Source organism: Streptomyces sp. NPDC048590, assembly GCF_043199535.1.
Classification (GTDB): Bacteria; Actinomycetota; Actinomycetes; order Streptomycetales; family Streptomycetaceae; genus Streptomyces.
This window is the reverse complement of the sequence record NZ_JBICWC010000005.1, coordinates 42875-59966: the sequence shown is the minus strand read 5'-3', so window position 1 is coordinate 59966 and position 17092 is coordinate 42875. Positions and strand designations below refer to the sequence as shown.

Annotated in this window: 15 protein-coding genes; 9 read left to right on the top strand and 6 right to left on the bottom strand. The window is 72.6% G+C overall.

The window, feature by feature from the left end; all coding sequences use genetic code 11:
• Positions 1 to 13: 13 nt before the first annotated feature.
• Positions 14 to 1708, bottom strand: coding sequence for an ATP-binding cassette domain-containing protein (locus ACGFNN_RS16155; protein ID WP_393556328.1), 1695 nt, complete (start codon positions 1706 to 1708; stop codon positions 14 to 16).
• Positions 1705 to 2382 (bottom strand): AIM24 family protein, encoded by a 678-nt coding sequence (locus ACGFNN_RS16150; RefSeq protein WP_362556106.1) that lies wholly within the window; start codon positions 2380 to 2382, stop codon positions 1705 to 1707. The genes ACGFNN_RS16155 and ACGFNN_RS16150 overlap by 4 nt, the downstream gene beginning before the upstream one ends.
• On the opposite strand from ACGFNN_RS16150, the gene ACGFNN_RS16145 reads away from it, so the two are divergent.
• Positions 2381 to 3220, top strand: a complete 840-nt coding sequence (locus ACGFNN_RS16145) for a peptidyl-tRNA hydrolase (RefSeq protein ID WP_393556326.1) — start codon at positions 2381 to 2383, stop codon at positions 3218 to 3220. The genes ACGFNN_RS16150 and ACGFNN_RS16145 overlap by 2 nt on opposite strands.
• Positions 3221 to 3427: 207 nt before the next feature.
• Positions 3428 to 4174 carry a DUF4142 domain-containing protein gene (locus ACGFNN_RS16140; RefSeq protein WP_362556125.1) on the top strand — a complete coding sequence of 249 codons (747 nt, stop codon included), beginning with the start codon at positions 3428 to 3430 and terminating at the stop codon, positions 4172 to 4174.
• A gap of 70 nt (positions 4175 to 4244) precedes the next feature.
• Here ACGFNN_RS16140 and ACGFNN_RS16135 read toward each other — a convergent pair whose 3' ends face one another.
• Complete coding sequence (locus ACGFNN_RS16135; RefSeq protein ID WP_393556324.1) at positions 4245 to 5561, bottom strand: family 43 glycosylhydrolase; 1317 nt, start codon at positions 5559 to 5561, stop codon at positions 4245 to 4247.
• Positions 5562 to 5914: 353 nt separating this feature from the next.
• Here ACGFNN_RS16135 and ACGFNN_RS16130 point away from each other — a divergent pair, with 353 nt between their 5' ends.
• The 3 genes from ACGFNN_RS16130 (at position 5915) to ACGFNN_RS16120 (ending at position 9147) form a co-directional block, all read left to right on the top strand.
• Entirely contained in the window at positions 5915 to 7216 is a 1302-nt protein-coding gene (locus tag ACGFNN_RS16130) for a DUF692 domain-containing protein (RefSeq protein WP_393556322.1), read from the top strand.
• A gap of 3 nt (positions 7217 to 7219) precedes the next feature.
• Positions 7220 to 8248 (top strand): TIGR04222 domain-containing membrane protein, encoded by a 1029-nt coding sequence (locus ACGFNN_RS16125; protein ID WP_393556320.1) that lies wholly within the window; start codon positions 7220 to 7222, stop codon positions 8246 to 8248.
• Positions 8249 to 8370: 122 nt separating this feature from the next.
• Complete coding sequence (locus tag ACGFNN_RS16120; protein ID WP_393556318.1) at positions 8371 to 9147, top strand: TIGR04222 domain-containing membrane protein; 777 nt, start codon at positions 8371 to 8373, stop codon at positions 9145 to 9147.
• Between the two features lie 285 nt (positions 9148 to 9432).
• Here the strand turns inward: ACGFNN_RS16120 and hemQ are convergent, their stop codons facing one another.
• Both hemQ and hemG read right to left on the bottom strand, forming a co-directional pair.
• On the bottom strand, positions 9433 to 10146 hold the full coding sequence (hemQ, locus tag ACGFNN_RS16115; RefSeq protein ID WP_362556116.1) for a hydrogen peroxide-dependent heme synthase: 714 nt from the start codon (positions 10144 to 10146) through the stop codon (positions 9433 to 9435).
• A gap of 4 nt (positions 10147 to 10150) precedes the next feature.
• Positions 10151 to 11638, bottom strand: coding sequence for a protoporphyrinogen oxidase (hemG, locus tag ACGFNN_RS16110; RefSeq protein WP_393556316.1), 1488 nt, complete (start codon positions 11636 to 11638; stop codon positions 10151 to 10153).
• Between the two features lie 127 nt (positions 11639 to 11765).
• Between hemG and ACGFNN_RS16105 the strand changes: the two genes are divergently transcribed.
• Together ACGFNN_RS16105 and ACGFNN_RS16100 are read left to right on the top strand one after the other, a co-directional pair.
• Positions 11766 to 12713, top strand: a complete 948-nt coding sequence (locus tag ACGFNN_RS16105) for a DUF4349 domain-containing protein (RefSeq protein ID WP_393556314.1) — start codon at positions 11766 to 11768, stop codon at positions 12711 to 12713.
• A gap of 53 nt (positions 12714 to 12766) precedes the next feature.
• Positions 12767 to 14140 (top strand): FAD-dependent oxidoreductase, encoded by a 1374-nt coding sequence (locus tag ACGFNN_RS16100; RefSeq protein WP_393556312.1) that lies wholly within the window; start codon positions 12767 to 12769, stop codon positions 14138 to 14140.
• A gap of 40 nt (positions 14141 to 14180) precedes the next feature.
• Here ACGFNN_RS16100 and hemE read toward each other — a convergent pair whose 3' ends face one another.
• Complete coding sequence (gene hemE / locus ACGFNN_RS16095; protein WP_362556434.1) at positions 14181 to 15224, bottom strand: uroporphyrinogen decarboxylase; 1044 nt, start codon at positions 15222 to 15224, stop codon at positions 14181 to 14183.
• Positions 15225 to 15382: 158 nt separating this feature from the next.
• Here hemE and ACGFNN_RS16090 point away from each other — a divergent pair, with 158 nt between their 5' ends.
• Together ACGFNN_RS16090 and ACGFNN_RS16085 are read left to right on the top strand one after the other, a co-directional pair.
• Positions 15383 to 16042 (top strand): DUF3000 domain-containing protein, encoded by a 660-nt coding sequence (locus ACGFNN_RS16090; protein WP_362556431.1) that lies wholly within the window; start codon positions 15383 to 15385, stop codon positions 16040 to 16042.
• 217 nt (positions 16043 to 16259) lie between these two features.
• On the top strand, positions 16260 to 16922 hold the full coding sequence (locus ACGFNN_RS16085; RefSeq protein WP_033300087.1) for a response regulator transcription factor: 663 nt from the start codon (positions 16260 to 16262) through the stop codon (positions 16920 to 16922).
• The last annotated feature ends 170 nt before the right edge of the window (positions 16923 to 17092 follow it).

Here is a 17092-nt window from a genome sequence, read left to right as displayed (position 1 = left end):
GGTACGAGGCTACTCACCCACGCAGCGCCGACGTCCGCGAGGTGAGCGCGGCCGCCCCGGCGGCGACGGCGAGGGCGGCCGCCGCGGGAAGGGAAGTCGAGGGCACCGTCCCGGTGGCGGAACCGGACACCAGTGCGCTCACCGCGGCGTTCGCGGGTGAGACCCCTGCCACGAGCACGGACAGCGAGCCGAGCGCGGCCGCGGCGAGCGACCAGCCGCGGCGGTGCACGAGCGGCCGGGTACAAAGGGCTCCGACGGCCGCTCCCAGCAGCGCACAGCACGTGATCGCGCCCAGTCCGGCCAGCGCGGCGGGCAGCAGTGGCACTGCGACGGTGCCTCCGGTGTCGGCGGGGTCGCTGATCAGGAGCACGAATGCGGCACCGGCGCAGCCAAGCCCCAGGGCGCAGGCGAGTCCCGCCACCAGGGCGGCCAGATGAGCGCGCCGGGGGCCGACGGCCGCCGCGCTCACCGCCCGGGCCGCCGGCGGCTCCTGGGTGGCGCAGATCCTCACGATCCACGCGGCCACCGGGAGGAGGACGGCGGATGCGTATCCGAGTGAATCGAGCACCGGCTGTCCGGCCCGTACACCGATCCCGAGGGCGGCGGCGTACAGCAGGACCGGTGCGAGCCAGCGCTGTGATCGTGCCAGCAGAGCGGTCTGGTACCGCGTCAGGGCAGCGGTCCTGCGGAGTGCCCGGCCGTACGGTGCGAGGGGCGGGTCGTCGGCCGGCGCCGGAGCGGCGTCGCGTCCGTGGTCCGAGCCTCGCGCACGGTCCCGCGCGCAGTAAGTGCCGTCCGGTTCCCGGGCGGTCGTGCCGTCCGGTCCGTGGACGGTCGTGCTGTCGGCGCGCGCACCGGGCACGGATGCCGGAACCCGTGCGGGGAGCCGGGTGAGCCCGGTGATGTGCCACGGCGGATCGGCCGCGAGCAGCGCCCGCAGCAGCGGGTCAGAGTGCGCGGTGGTGGTGGTGAGCCGGATGGCCGCAGGCGTCCCGGCTCCGGCCCTCTCCAGGGTCGTCCCGTCCGGCAGCTCGGGCGGTACGGACGTGGGGTCCTGGCAGGTGGCCTCGATCCGGACGCGTGGCCCCTCGGACGTGGCCGTCACGGGGACGAGGCCGGCTCCTTCCAGGCGGTGGGCCGTCGGCGAAGCACCCGCGAGGCGGTGCGGATCGTGGTCGACGAAGACGACGGTGGCGCCGTCGCCGAGCCGCTCGGCCACGGCCCGGTCCAGCTCGGCGCGTGCGCCTGCGTCGAGCCCCGTCCACGCCTCGTCCAGGACGAGAAGCCCCGGGGCGGCCATGAGCGCCTGGGCGACGGCGACCTTCTGCGCGGTGCCCTTGGAGAGTTCCGCCACGGGGGTGCGGGCGTACCCCTCGGCGCCGAACCGCTCCAGCCACCCCGCGGCCCGGGTGGCGGCCTCCGCGGCGGTCAGCCCATGGGCGCGGCCCATGTGGACCAGGTATCCGGCGGCGGTGAACGGCAGGGCCGCCGGGAAGCGCTCGGGGACGTACGCCGTGCGCGGGCGCCCCGTGACCCGGCCCTCCGTCGGCGCGCCGACGCCGGCGAGCAGCCGCAGCAGGGTCGACTTGCCCGCCCCGTTGGGGCCCTCGATCCGGACGAGGGTGCCCGCGGGCAGTTCGAGGTCGACCCCGCGCAGTACCCAGGGCCTCCGCGCTCCGTGACGGCGGCCGACTCCACTCAGGATCAACTGGACTGCTTCTTCTCGGGCTTGAGCTCGCTGGGACGGACGATCACGAATCCCTCGCCCTGGAGCATGAGCTGAACGGCCTCGCCGGAACCGCCCCGGACCATCGAGCCGAAGCTCTGCGAGCGGTGCAGCGAGGTGGAGAGCTGGGCGCTCCATCCGACGACCGCGTCGGTGTCGACGTACACCGGCTGCTGCGCGGTCACGGGGATGACTATCGGATTGCCTTCGCAGATCAGGCCCAGCTTGCCGTAACCGCTGAAGACGCTGTTGAAGAGACCTCCGCCGGTCATCCCGGCACCCTTCACCGTCTTGATCTCGTAGCTGAGCGTCGCGTCGAAGCAGAGGACGTTGCGTCCGTTGACCGTCAGCACATCCCCTTGGTCCATCTCCACGATGAAGCAGTTGGCGGCCTCGTGGGCGAACCACGCCTCGCCCTGACCGGTGACCGCCATCAGCGGGAGTCCTTCGCCGGTCACGGCACGCTTGAGCATGCCGCCGATGCCCTGGCCCTTGCGCTCGAAGCGGAGATTGCCCCGGAAGGCGATCATCGCCCCCTGGCGGGCGTGCATCTCACCGTTGACGGCGTACTTGATGGATTTGGCGTTCTGCAGGGTCATGCCGGGGACCGTGGCCTGCTGCGCGGTGTTCTCACTGGAAAAGAGGTCGCTCTTCATGCGGTGCATCCTCACCCGGACCCATGAATTCCGACAAGAACGAGGTGTCCGAGGGGCCTGGCAGACTGGTGTGGTGAGCAGCGACAGCATCCATGAGCCCATTTCCACGGCGCCCGAGGCGTCCGCCGACAGCCCGTTCCGTACGGAGCCGACGTCCCGCGACGAGGCCCCGCAGTACGTCCTGCCGCTGGTGGTGCACCTCGAGAAGACGGACCCCCCGTCCCGCAACGACGCCCTGGTGACGGCCGCCCGCGCGGTGCTGACGATGCTCTCGGACCCACGCGCGCTCGGCGACGAGGAGTCCGGGACCGAGGGCGAGTGGGCGGCGGCCGTGCGCGCCTGGCAGGACGCCCGCATCCGGAAGGTGGTGCGGCGGGCCCGGGGCGCGGAGTGGCGCAAGGCTTCCACGCTGCCCGGGATCACGGTGACGGGCTCCCACGCCGAGGTGCGGGTCTTCCCTCCGGTACCGCTGGACGGCTGGCCCAAGGAGTTGGCCAAGCTCCAGGTGTCCGGCACCGATCTCGACGATCCCGAGCCGGTGGCGGCGCCCGATCCGGCCGGACCTGTGCTCTGGATGAATCCCGGTGTGACCATGTCGGCGGGCAAGGCGATGGCGCAGGCGGGACACGGCGCGCAGCTGGCGTGGTGGGAGCTCTCGGAGACGGAGCGCAAGGCCTGGCGTGAGGCTGGCTTCCCCCTCTCCGTGGCGACCCCTGACGCCGCCCGCTGGGCCGAGCTCAGCGCGAGCGGGCTGCCTGTGGTGAGGGACGCCGGGTTCACCGAGGTCGCGCCGGGCTCCTGCACGGTGGTCGCCGACCACCCGGCCCTGCGCCGCTGACCTGCCGGTCCGGGGTTGCCGGGCCACCCCCGGACCGGGTCCGCCCCGGAACGCTCCGCGATCTCTGCCGAGGTGGCTGAACGAACTGGCGCCGCAATACGTATCTCCCCGTACCGTCACACCGACGTTACCGCCAAGTAGGTTGTACGCCGAGGCAGTTGGCGGTCGATCGGACACTGTCACGCTCCGGCCCCGGGAGAGATCTTGCTGCGACGCATCAACGGAACGGCCCTCATCATCGCCGCGCTGGTCGCCACGATGGGCGCCCTCGCCTTTCCCGTGTGGTCGTACGCCGACCGCTCGGGCACCGGAGAGGCCGATCTGAACGCTTCCAGCGTGGCCACGCAGTGGGGGCCGCTCTCCGCGACCGACCGGGACTTCCTGGTCAAGGTGCGGCTGGCCGGGCTGTGGGAGCTGCCCGCGGGTCAGCAGGCCATCGAGCGCGCCCCCAGCGAGGCGGTGAAGCTGGCCGGTGACCATCTGGTGGTCGGCCACACCGACCTGGACCGCCGGGCACGCGACGTCGCCGCCAAACTGGGTGTGGAACTCCCGAACCAGCCGAACGAGCAGCAGCAGGGCTGGCTCAGGGAGCTCACCGCCGCCCAGGGCCAGGTGTACGAGCAGAAGTTCGCCAACCTGCTGCGCGCCGCGCACGGCAAGGTGTTCGCACTGATCGCCCAGGTCCGGCACACCACGCGCAACTCACTGATCCGGCAGCTGGCCTCCGACGCCAACCAGACGGTGCTCGACCACATCACCATGCTGGAGCGCACCGGTTTCGTGGACTTCGACGGCCTGGCCCGCGAGGCCGCCAACGCGTCGACGGCGAGCCCCTCGGGACCGCCGATGTCTTCCGGAGGCGGTGTCCCACAGGTTCCGGTACCGGTGACACCGACCGGCGACCAGTCCTTCACCTCCCGCCCGGTGCCACCGACCATGGCTCCGCTGCCCTGAGGCTCCCCCCGCGTCCGGGCGGCGGTTGCCACCGTCCGGACGAAAGGGCCCGCGCCCGCCCCGGCCCCGGTCAGGTGCGGTGACTCCGGCGGCGGACGTACAGGCGGCCGCCCTCGGGGCCGGTCCACTCCATCCGGACGACACCGGGCACGGCGGCCTGCCCGACACGCGACGGGTCCGCCCAGTAGCCGAAGTTCGGGTTGCGGAAGAAGGTCGCCCACAGGTCCCCGCCCGCGTCCGCGAAGACGTTGTTGTGACCTGCCCCGACCCCCGCGGTCCAGCGTTCGGAGTACGGGCCCTCGAAGTGGTCCGAGACGGCGACGACCGCGTCGTACTGGTACTGCGTGCGGCCCGCGCCGCCCGGGTCGTACGCGTGGCGCACGGTGCCGTCGGACCCGGCGGAGGTCCGGTCCCAGGCCGCGTGGACGAGGAAGTACCTCCCCAGGTGCTTGAAGACGTAGGCGCCTTCCAGGTAAGGCTCCGGCGAGTACGGCGTCTGCCGGAAGGCCGGCAGGCCTGTCGTGGTGACGATGTCCTCCATGTCGTCGCGGAAGCGGGCGTACAGGTTGTTGTGGAGCACCAGCCAGGCCGCGTCACCCTCGGAGTAGAGGCTGCCGTCGATGTGGTGGTAGGCGCCGGGCTCGATGAAGGCCGGTCCGCCGATGAAGGGATCGCCGAACGGCTTCTCGTGGTTGCCCACGACGAGACGGTAGGGTCCCTCGACTCCGCCGTCGCTGACCAGCATGAAGGAACCGACCTTGCGGGAGTGGTCCCCCATGCACGCGACGATGTACCAGCGCCCCCGGAAGCGGTGCAGTTCCGGGGCCCACACCTGGCCACGCTTGCCGAACTCCTCGTCGTACCAGTACTCCTGCCAGGGTGCGACGACCGTACGGCCGGGCCGGTTCTCGTCGGTGAACTCGGGCGACCAGACCTTGCCCTTCTCGGCGCCGGGCCGGGTCACGGTCGTGTCGGCCAGCTTCCACGGTCCGCGGAGTGAGCGCGCCACCCAGACGAAGATGCCGTCGTTCCAGGGTGCCGCCGCCTCCAGACCGGGGGCCCGTGTGGTGCCCGTGGCGACGTAGAGCGGACGGCCGTCGACGACGAAGCAGTTGACGTAGGTGTCCCTCATCCACACCACGCCCCGCTGCCGGTCCCTCGGGCGGAGTTCCAGTGGCAGGACGAAGGAGTTGTCCTCGCGGGGCCACAGGTCGGTCCGGGTGTCGGCGAGGCCGTAGGGGCGTGGGTCGGGCCAGTTCGGGGGGTACCGCCGCCCCCGGGGCGCCGCGGCCGAGGCCGTGGGGGCCGCCGCGGAGAGCGCGGCCGCCCCCACGCCGGTGAGCAGCGTCCGCCTGCCGAGGTGCCGTGCGTCTCCGGTGTTCGTCATGCGTCCTGTTCTCCCGCCTCCGGTGCCGTCGCCCGGTGCGCCCGCAGGTCCCACGCGGCCCGTGGGCCCCGGGGATCGACCCGGCACACGCTCCGACCAGGATGTGAAGGCCGCCGATCTCCGTCAACGGGCCGAGGAATTAATCCGGGCCGCTCCCTCGCCAACAGCCCGGGACCCCCGCGTGCCGCGCAGGTCGAGGGCGTGAGGGCCACCGTGGGCCGGAGGATCACGGTCGGGTGGAGGGGTATTTCCGCGGGCCGTGGAACCTCAAATCCAGCTCTGAACGTGGCCCTCTTCGGATTCACCGGCGTTCCGCGGGGTCATCACCCCTGCACGGAACGGGGAGGAACACCATGAAGCTGGGAATCGGTATCGGATGGCGGCCGGAGATCGCCGAGGTGGTCGAGGCTCTGCCGGGGGTCGACTGGGTCGAGGCCGTGGCGGAGAACCTCTGCTCGGACCATCTGCCCGAGTCCCTGGTGCGCCTGCGGGAGCGGGGGGTCACGGTGGTCCCGCACGGTGTGGCGCTGGGGCTGGGCGGGGCGGACCGCCCGGATCCGGACCGCCTGGCCGCCCTGGCCGCGCGGGTCGAGCTGCTGGGGGCGCCGCTGGTGACGGAGCACATCGCCTTCGTCCGGGCCGGAGGGCCGCTCACCGCCTCGCCGGCCCTGGAGGCCGGCCACCTGCTTCCGGTTCCCCGCACCTGGGACGCGCTGGACGTGCTGTGCGAGAACGTACGGATCGCCCAGGACTCGCTGCCGGTCCCGCTCGCGCTGGAGAACATCGCGGCCCTGGTCTCCTGGCCGGGAGAGGAGCTGACCGAGGGCCAGTTCCTCGCGGAACTGGTCGAGCGGACCGGCGTACGGCTGCTGATCGACGTGGCCAACCTGCACACCAACCACGTCAACCGCGGCGAGGACCCCGCCACGGCCCTGGACGAACTCCCGGTGGAGGCCATCGCCTACGTCCATGTGGCGGGCGGCATCGAGAAGGACGGGGTCTGGCACGACACGCACGCCCATCCCGTGACGCGCCCCGTGCTGGACGTCCTGAGTCTGCTCCGCTCCCGCGTCGACCCTCCGGGGATCCTGCTGGAGCGCGACGACGACTTCCCCCCGGCCGAGGAGCTCGCACGCGAGCTCACCGCGATCCGCGCCACGCCGGCCGCCGCTCCCTCCGCCCTCTCCGCCCCGGAGGTGGTCGGAGCACGGCCCTCCGGGCGCCCGGCGTACGCGGGCGCCGGCCCCGGAGCCCGCGGCCGGACGGCGGTGGCGCAGACGGCGCTGCTCTCGGCCCTGGTGGCGGGTACCCCCGTACCCGACGGGTTCGACCGGCGGCGCCTGGGGGTGCAGAGCAGGGCCCTGGCCGCGAAGCGCGCCGACGTCGTCGCCAAGGTCGCGCCGGAACTGCCCGAGATCCTCGGTACCGGCTACCGAAAGGAGTTCCTCGCGTACGCGAGGAACCGGCCGATGTCCGGTGGCTACCGCCGTGACGCCCTCGCCTTCGCCGAACTGCTGCTCGCCGAAGGCCGCCCGGCCGACGACGACGCCCGGCGGCGGCTGACGCTCTGGTGGCAGGAGCGTGCCTCCTCCCGCCCTCCGCACCGGGCCGGCCGCCTGGTCCGCTCCGCACGTGCCGCACTCCTGGGAAGGTGAACCATGCTGAACGCACTCGCTCTTGTGCTGACCCTGGTCATGGCGGTCCTGTGCACCCTCCTGATCGTCGCGATCCGGCGAGCCGGCCGCCCCGACGGTGGTTCCGCCGAGTACGCGCTCGATCTCTCCGAGGTGGCCTTCCTCATCGGCGGGCCCGGCCGTGTGGTGGACACCGTGCTGACCCGCATGCACGCCGACGGGCGGCTGGCCGTCGGCGGACCGGGCATCGTGGCGGTCCGCCGGGCCGAGGCCCATGACGTGGTGGAGCGAGCCGTGCTCCACGAGATCTCCGCGGCGCCGGACGGAGCACTGCACACCCTTCGCCAGGCGGTCATGCGGCATCCCGCCGTGCAGGAGATCGGCGACGGCCTCGCGGGACGGGGACTGCTGACCGCACCGGATGAGGGCGCGACCCGACTCCGCGGCCGGGCGCGCGCCCTGGGCATCGGATGCGTCGTGGGCATCCCCGTGGCCGTCGCCCTGACCGTCCTGCAGTACGCCACGCTCGACGAGAGCGCCGACTTCCCGTTTCCCTTCGTCCTGCAGGTGGCTCCCGCGCTGATCGCGGGCATCGTCGTCGGTCTGGCCTGTGCGGCGGCCTCCAGGAGGCGGATCACCGCGGCGGGACGCCGGGTGGTGGCCGGCTACCGGGCCGCCACCACGCAACTGGTGGACCCTGGGCACCTCGTCTGTGTCCACGGCCTGCGTGCGGTCCCCGACCCGGAGCTGCGGGGCCAGTTGACGACCGCCGCCCGGATGCCGTTCTCCCGGAACGCCTCACCGTCCACCGCGTCCTCGTCCTCCGCGGCGTTCGTGCCGGTGATGTGGTGTGCGGGTGCCACGCCCGGCGGCGGAAGCTGTGGAGGCGGAGGTGGCTCGAGCTGCGGAGGCGGTGGTGGTTCGAGTTGCGGTGGCGGCTCCGGTTGCGGCGGCGGAGGCGGTTCCAGCTGCGGTGGGAGCTCGGGTTCCAGTTGCGGCGGAGGGTCCAGCTGTGGCGGCGGTGGCGGAGGCGGCTGCGGAGGCAGCTCGTAGGGGGCGCGCCCGCCGTGGGTTCACACACGGAATCAGCCACCGGTGACCTTCTGTGGTCACGATCGGTCCGTATCGTGAACATGGCATGGCGCTCCCTGGCCTCTTTCGCATAGAAATCGGCCATGCTCTGGGTTCTGCTCCTTCTGGTCGCGTGGGGTGCCGCGGGTCTCTCCTGCATCCGCCTGTGTCTCGTCACCGCGAGTGCCGCCCAGCGACCGGCCGTCGCCGCACGGACGTCGGTCACACCGGAACTGAACCTGTACGAGACGGCGTTCCTGGCGGGCGGGCCCCAGCGGGTGGCGGATCTGGCCCTGGTCTCGATGCACCTGAGGCGTCGGCTGCTGCTCGCCCGTACGGGATGGGCGACGGTCGTCGACCCGGAGGGCCGCGACGACGTTGAGCGGACGGTGATCCGTGCGATCGGCCCCGAGGGGCAGTCCCGGATAGCGCCGATACGGGCCGCGGCCTCGGCTGCGGAGGCCGTGCGCTCCCTCGCGGACCGGCTCGTCGCGGCGGGCCTCGCCGTACCCCACAGGACCCGCACCGAACTGGAGTCGGCGGTGCGTGCCGTACGCGGCGCCGCCTTGCTGGTGGTGGCCCTGGCTGCCGCCGCCGTGCTGATGCCGGGTCAGGAGACCGGGTACGCGGGCCCCGTGGCCGCCTGGTTCGGTCTCCCGCTCGTGCTGACGCTCGGGTGCCTGGCCATCGCCAGGGTGGAGAACCAGCCGTACAGCCCGTGGGCATCACCGTCCGGGCAGCGCTGGCTCGACTCCTTGCCGGCCCCGGTCCGCGGCGCCGACCGCGATCTGCTGGCGGCGGTGGCCGTCCGAGGCGTGAGCGCGGTGCGGGACCCCGACCTGCGTGCGGCCCTGCTGAGCGGGGCCCGGCCGGGGTTCTGAACAAGGCCGGCGCGCAGCACCCTTCACATGCACGAGGGCCGCCCTTGAAGGGCGGCCCTCGTGGTGCTCTGTGCGGTTGTTCGGTCCGGGCCACATCGGCCGGCCCCGGCGGGTGGTGGCGGTCCGCGGAGAGGAATGGCTGACTCCCCCGCGGGCCACGACGGTTCGCCGGCCCGGCCGATGTGCGCCCGGCACCGGACCCGGTGTCGCTGGAACGACGGGCGGCGTCACACGCGCCGTTGCCCGCCAACTGATCTTCCGGGTCGGGATGACCGGAAACGCTGGCTATGCGAGTCCGGACACCAATTCTGCGACGGTCTTCCTGCGCCCCGTGTAGAACGGGACCTCCTCACGGACGTGCATCCGCGCCTCGGAGGCGCGCAGGTGACGCATGAGGTCGACGATGCGGTACAGCTCGTCCGCCTCGAAGGCCAGGATCCACTCGTAGTCCCCGAGGGAGAACGAGGCGACCGTGTTGGCCCGCACGTCCGGGTAGCCGCGGGCCATCTTCCCGTGGTCCGCGAGCATGCGGCGGCGGTCCTCGTCGGGCAGCAGGTACCAGTCGTAGCTGCGCACGAAGGGGTACACGCTGACGTAGTCGCGCGGCGTCTCGTCGGCGAGGAAGGCGGGCACGTGCGACTTGTTGAACTCGGCGGGGCGGTGCAGCGCCATGTTCGACCAGACCGGCTCCAGTGCGCGGCCCAGCTTGGTGCGCCTGAAGAGGTTGTACGCCTCCTGGAGCTCGTCGGAGGTCTCCGCGTGCCACCAGATCATCAGGTCCGCGTCGGCCCGGAGACCGGACACGTCGTAGGTGCCCCGGACCGTGATGTCCTTCCCCTGGAGCTGGTCGAACAGCTCCTGGACCTCGTCGGCATAGCCGGCGCGGTCGACCGGGAGGACCTCCTTCAGCCTGAAGACGGACCACAGGGTGTAGCGGATGACCTCGTTGAGGTCCTTGGCCTTCTTGCCCGCGTTCGGCAGCTTCTCTGGCGCACTCATAGGGCTATTGTCCCGCCTCGCTCCCCGTGCCCGTTACCCGGGTCGGAGTGTTGTCGATCTCCCCCGTACCGGCGCCGGTGAGGTCGTGGACGATCTCGTCGGCGGCGCGGTGCGCGCTCGCGACGCAGGCCGGGATCCCGACACCGTCGTAGACCGCCCCGCAGACCCGCAGTCCGGGCAGCTTGGCGACCTCGTCACGGATCCGGGCGACCCTGGCGAGGTGGCCCACGGGGTACTGGGGCAGGCCGCCGATCCACCGGGTGACGGCGGTGTCGGCCGGGCGTGCGGTCAGGCCGGTGGCGGTGGCGAGATCGCCCAGGGACGCGGCGACGAGTTCGGAGTCCTCACGGTGCAGGTGCTCCTCCTCGCCGTAGCGTCCGACGGAGGTGCGCAGCACGAAGAGGTCCCGGTCTGCGTCGGCGACCCACCGCCACTTGTTGCTGGAGAAGGTCGCGGCCTTGATCGTGCGTCCGTCGACGGGCGGAACGAGGAATCCGGAACGGTCCCGCAGCGCCTCGATCCGCTCGACGTCGGCGCGCCGGAAGGCCATCGTGACCAGGGCCATCGAGGCGTACTCGACGGCGGCGAGCTCGACCGACGCCACCGGGCACTCGGCGGCGAGCAGGGTGGAGGCGGACCAGGCGGGGGTGGAGAGAACCACGGCGTCCGCGGCGACGACCCGGCCGTCGGTACGCACGTCCCAGCCGGTGGCGGTGCGCGTGAGGCCGAGCACCGGGGTCTCGGTGAGGATCTCGGCACCGCCCCGCCGCACGGCGTCGGCGACGGCGTCCGGCAGGGTCCCGATGCCGCCCTCGATGCCCTGGAAGACCGGTCCGGTCTGCTGCCGGGCGGCCGCCCGCTCCTGGATGCGGAGCACCCCGTCGAGGAGCGGCCCGCCCTCCTTGACGGCCTCGAAGAGCTGCGGCACCGCCGCCCGCATCGAGATCCGGTAGGCGTCACCGGCGTACACCCCGCCCAGCAGCGGCTCCACGAGCCGGTCGACGACCTCGCGGCCGAGCCGGTCGGCCACGTACGAGCCGACCGCGACGTCGTCGCCGACCTCGGTCGGGGTGAGGTCGCGTTCCTCGGCGATCCTGGCCAGGCCCTCGGGCGAGAGCAGGCCACTGAGCGCGGACGGGTCTCCGGGGACACCCATGACGTGCCCCTTGGGCATGGGCCGCAGGGCGTCGCGGGTCCAGACCGAGGCCGTGGCCGTGGCGGGCGGCTGGAGGCGGTCGCCGAGGCCCACCGCGGTGGCCAGCGCGACCGCTTCGGGCCGGCGCGCGAGCATCGACTCGGCCCCGAGGTCGACCTGGGCGCCGGCGACCTCGCCCGTCATGAGTTTCCCGCCGACCCGCGCGGTCGCCTCAAGGACGGTGACCCGCAGGCCGGAGCCCAACAGCCGGTGGGCCGCGGCGAGTCCAGCGATGCCGCCGCCGATGACGACGACGTGGCCCGTACGTGTGGTGTCGCGCTGAAGAGGACGCTGCATGGGTCCACTCTCTCAAACCCGTCCCGAGTCCCGAACGTGACCGCTTCGCAACCGCCGTCCGGCAACCCGGACCGGGGTGCCGCTCGTCGAAGGGGCATCATCGTCAACGGTCCTGGGGGGACACGACATGCGATTCGACCGACACACGGACCGTCGTCCGCCGGGCCGCGGGCCGAGCGTGCTCGCGGCGGCCGGACTGCTCCTGGTGCTCCTCGCCACGGGCGGCTGCGCCGCCTCCTCCGACAGCGGCGCGGGGGACGGCTCCAAGGCGGCCGCTCCGGCCGCACAGGGAGCGGGCGGGAGGTCCGCGGAGAAGGCCGCCGACGGTTCCACCCCGAAGCCGGGCTCGACCGTGGCCGTCCACGTGATCCGTACGGCCACCCTCTCCGTCGAGGTGCGAAGCGTGCCGAAGGCCGTGGCGGCTGCGCGCACCGTGGCCGAGAACGCGGGCGGGCTCGTCGCGGAGGAGGACACGGAACGCGTCGACGACACCCGCGACATGTCCCGACTGGTACTGCGGGTGCCCACGGACCGGTACGAGGAGGTGCTCCGCGAGCTCGCCGGGAACGGGAAGCTGCTGTCCCGTACGTCGAACGCCAAGGACGTCACCGGGCAGGTCGTCGACGTGGAGAGCCGGATCGCGACGCAGCGGGCGAGCGTCGCCCGGGTCCGCGACCTCATGGACAGGGCCGGGAAGCTCAGCGACGTGGTGACGCTGGAGGGCGAACTCAGCCGCCGTCAGGCCGATCTGGAGTCGCTACTGGCCCAGCAGGCGTCACTGAAGGACCGCACGGCACTGGCGACGGTCACCCTGGAGCTCGGAGAACCGGGCGAGGGCGACGGGGACCGGCCGGAGGACGACCCCGGCTTCCTCGACGCACTGGGCGGCGGCTGGGACGCGTTCGTGACGACGCTGCGCTGGATCACCGTGGTCATCGGCGCCACGGCACCGTTCCTGGCGGCCGCGGCCCTGCTGGTGGTGGTGTGGCGGCTGTCGCGCGGCCGGCTGCCCCGGCGGCGCCGTGTTGCGCCGGACGATGCGCCGGAGGCCACCCAGGCCCCACCGGTCCCGTAGGGCCCGTAGCGTGGGCCCCTGACCGGCATGACAGCGGCGAAGGGGACCCGGCAATGACGGTGGAACGACTGGTGGTCGTCGGGGGCGACGCGGCGGGCATGTCCGCCGCGTCGCAGGCCCGCAGGCTCAAGGGCACGGACGAGATGAGCATCGTCGCGTTCGAGCGCGGCGACTTCACTTCGTACTCGGCGTGCGGCATCCCGTACTGGGTGAGCGGCGACGTCGAGGGGCCCGACGCCCTCGTCGCCCGTACCCCCGATGAGCACCGGGCCCGCTCCATCGATCTGCGGATGCGCACCGAGGTGACGGAGCTCGACGTCGCCGGACGCCGGGTACGGGCGCTCGACCGCGAGAGCGGTGAGACGTACTGGACGGAGTACGACAAGCTCGTGATCGCCACGGGTGCCAGGCCGGTGCGGCCGCCGATCCCCGGGATCGACGCGCCAGGTGTGCACGGAGTGCAGACGCTGGGCGACGGCAGGGCCCTGCTGGACTCGCTGGACCAGGCCCGGGGGCGGCGGGCGGTGGTCGTCGGCGCCGGGTACATCGGCGTCGAGATGGCCGAGGCCATGCTGAAGCGCGGTTTCGGGGTGACGGTGCTCAACCGTGGCGAGCAGCCGATGGCGACCCTCGACCCGGACATGGGGCGGCTGGTCCACGAGGCGATGGACGGGCTGGGGATCACCACGGTCAACGGGGCCGCGGTCACCCGGATCGGGACCGGGCCGGACGGCAGGGTCGCGGAGGTCCGCACGGACCGGGAGACCTACCCGGCGGATGTGGTGGTGCTGGGCATCGGCGTGGAGCCGGAGACCGCCCTGGCCCGTGAGGCCGGTCTGCCGATCGGCCCGCACGGCGGGCTGTTGACCGATCAGTCCATGCGGGTGGTGGGACGGGACGACATCTGGGCGGGCGGGGACTGCGTGGAGGTCATGGACCTGGTCGCCCGCCGCACCCGGCACATCGCGCTCGGCACCCACGCCAACAAGCACGGCCAGATCATCGGGTCGAACGTGGGAGGCGGCTACGGCACGTTCCCCGGCGTTGTCGGGACCGCCGTGAGCAAGGTCTGCGACCTGGAGATCGCCAGGACCGGGCTGCGCGAGAAGGACGCCCGTGCGGCCGGACTGCGTTTCGTCACGGCGACGATCGAGTCCACGGGCCGCGCGGGCTACTACCCGGGGGCGGAGTCGATGACGGTGAAGATGCTGGCGGAGTACCGCACCGGCCGGCTGCTGGGCGTGCAGATCGTCGGCCGTGACGGGGCCGCGAAGCGCGTGGACGTCGCGGCCGTGGCGCTCACCGCGGGGATGACGGTCGAGGCCATGACGGCGCTCGACCTCGGGTACGCGCCGCCGTTCTCACCGGTCTGGGACCCGGTCCTGGTGGCCGCCCGCAAGGCCGTGTCGGCGGTGCGGGCGGGCTGAGGGACCGGGCCCCTGGGGCCGTCCCCGGCGGGGACGGCCCTCAGCGCTCGGTCTGCTGGTGGACGTACTCGACCAGGCGGGTCAGCGCGTCCGGGGGCGTGGTGGGCATGACGCCGTGGCCGAGGTTGAAGATGTGGCCCTCCAGACCCGCGGCTGCGTCGAGCACCTCGCGGGTCTTGGCCTCCACCGCCTCGGTCGGCGCGAAGAGCACCGCGGGGTCGAGATTGCCCTGGAGCGCCTTGCCGGGGCCGACCCGGCGGGCGCCCTCGTCCATGGGCACGCGCCAGTCCACGCCGACGACGTCCGCACCCGCCTCTCCCATGAGACCGAGCAGTTCGCCCGTGCCCACCCCGAAGTGGATACGGGGTACGTCGTACGCGGCCACGGAGTCGAAGACCTTCGCCGAGGCCGGCATCACGGAGCGGCGGTAGTCGGCGGGCGCCAGGGCGCCGACCCAGGAGTCGAAGAGCTGGACGGCGGAGGCCCCGGCCTCGATCTGGACCTTCAGGAAGGCTCCGGTGATCTCCGCGAGCCTGTCCAGCAGTTCCGCCCAGAGCTCCGGCTCGCCGTACATCATGGCCTTGGTGCGCTCGTGGTTGCGGGACGGCCCGCCCTCGACAAGGTAGCTGGCAAGGGTGAAGGGGGCACCGGCGAAGCCGATCAGCGGGGTGGAGCCGAGCTCGGCGGTGAGCATACCGATGGCCTCGGTGACGTACGGGACGTCCTCGGGCGTGAGGTCGCGCAGCCGGGCGAGGTCGGCGCGGGTACGGATCGGCTCGGCGATCACCGGGCCGACGCCGGGCTTGATGTCGAGGTCGATCCCGATGGCCTTGAGGGGGACGACGATGTCGCTGAAGTAGATCGCGGCGTCGACCTTGTGCCGGCGTACGGGCTGCATCGTGATCTCGGTGACCAGCTCCGGCATCATGCAGGAGTCCAGCATCGCGATGCCCTCGCGGACCTTCAGGTACTCGGGCAGCGATCGCCCCGCCTGACGCATGAACCAGACCGGGGTGTGCGGCACCGGCTCGCGGCGGCAGGCCTTGAGGAACGCCGATCCATGGGTGGCGGGGGTCGTCCGCAGGCCCGCGGACGGGCCCTCCCCTGATCGGGCGGAGCTGAGCTCTGAGGGAAGGTCGTTGGCACTCACGCACAGAATCTTCGCACGGAGCGGCGACGAGCCGGACGCCGCATGGGTGTCCCTCCCTGCACGGGGCTCCGGTTCCGCCTACTCTTCCCCGCATGGCTCCGGCTCAGGGACAATTTTCCGATCATTCCGATGGCACTGACAGCGAGGAGAGTGCGGAGGGCGAAACAGTCCCACAGGCGTTCCTGTCGGCGGTCGAGGCGCTGCGTACGGCCCGGCTGCGGCCCGAACTGGAGGTCGAGCCCACCCGGCCGCCGAAACGGCTCGCCCCGCACGCGTACGCGGTGGAGGCGGCGGTCGTGGACGGCGACGAGGATCTCGCCGACGGCCGTCTGGTCCTGCTGCACGATCCGTCCGGGCACGAGGCATGGCAGGGCACGTTCCGCCTGGTGACGCTCGTACGGGCCGAACTGGAGCCGGAGATGGCGGCCGACCCGCTGCTGCCGGAGGTGTGCTGGTCCTGGCTGACGGGGGCACTGGACGCGCGGGGGCTCGCGTACGGCGAGGCGGGCGGGACGGTGACGCGGGCCGGATCGCACTACTTCGGCGCGCTGGCGGCGCGCCGTCCGGCGACGCAGATCGAGATCCGGGCCTCCTGGACACCGCGCGAGGGGCGCGGCGGGGTGCCGGACGTGGGCGCGCACCTGGTCGCGTGGGGCGATCTGCTCTGCCAGCTCGCCGGCCTGCCCCCGTCGGGTACGGCCGACGCAGCGGTGGTGACCCTGCCGCAGCGGCGCGGACCACAGCCTTCCTGACGCGCCATCACCCCGAGAGAGCCGGTCGCCAGCGCGCCGGCTCTCTTTTCGTACAATCGATCGCGCGTCCTATTTGCCCGAATTGTTACTCACTAAATCGTGATCTTCCCCTAAAGGAGGACGCTCCTGCTGCCGAAGAGGTCAATGACCCTTCAAGCACGGTTCGCCCCGGCTCCATCCCCGAGCCGGCCCGTCCCGCCACTCCCCAGGAGGCCTGGTGTCCGTTCTCCTCGAGCAGCCCGCAAGCCTGGTCGCCTACCGCCCGAACAAGCCGACGGCCATGGTCGTCGTGGCCGACCCGCGCGTCCGTTCCACCGTGACCCGCCATCTGTGGGCCCTCGGAGTTCGTGACGTCATCGAGGCGTCGTCCATCGCGGAGGCACGCCCCCGCGTCGGCAACCCGCGCGACATCTGCGTTGCCGACGTCCACCTGCCCGACGGTTCCGGGCTGACCCTGCTGTCCGAGACCCGAGCCGCCGGCTGGCCGAACGGCCTCGCCCTCTCCGCCGCCGACGACATCGGCGCGGTGCGCAACGCCCTCGCGGGCGGTGTGAAGGGCTACGTCGTGACCGGCACCCGGACCAACATCGGCCACCCCACCCGCCCCGGCGTCGCCCCGATCGGCGCCAACGCGGCCCGCATGCACCGCAGGCCTCCCGGGTCCCCGAGCCACCCGGGCGGCTACCGCGAACTGTCCGGCCGTGAGGTGGAGGTGCTCCGCCTGGTCGCCGAAGGCCAGTCCAACAAGGCCATCGGCGTCTCGATGGGCCTCTCCGCACTCACCGTGAAGAGCCACCTCGCCCGCATCGCCCGCAAGCTCGGCACCGGGGACCGCGCCGGAATGGTCGCCGTCGCCCTGCGTACGGGCATCATCCACTGACCCCCTCCCCTCCGGTACCTGCGCGGATGCGCATCCGGCCGGTTTACGTGCATGGCCGTGCGGGGGGGGGGCGGGGGGGCCCCCGGCGCCGCCGCCAAAAACAAAAACAATGCAAGTGTAACCCCCCCCAACACCCCCCCCCCCACCAAAACAAACGAACCCCCCCCGGC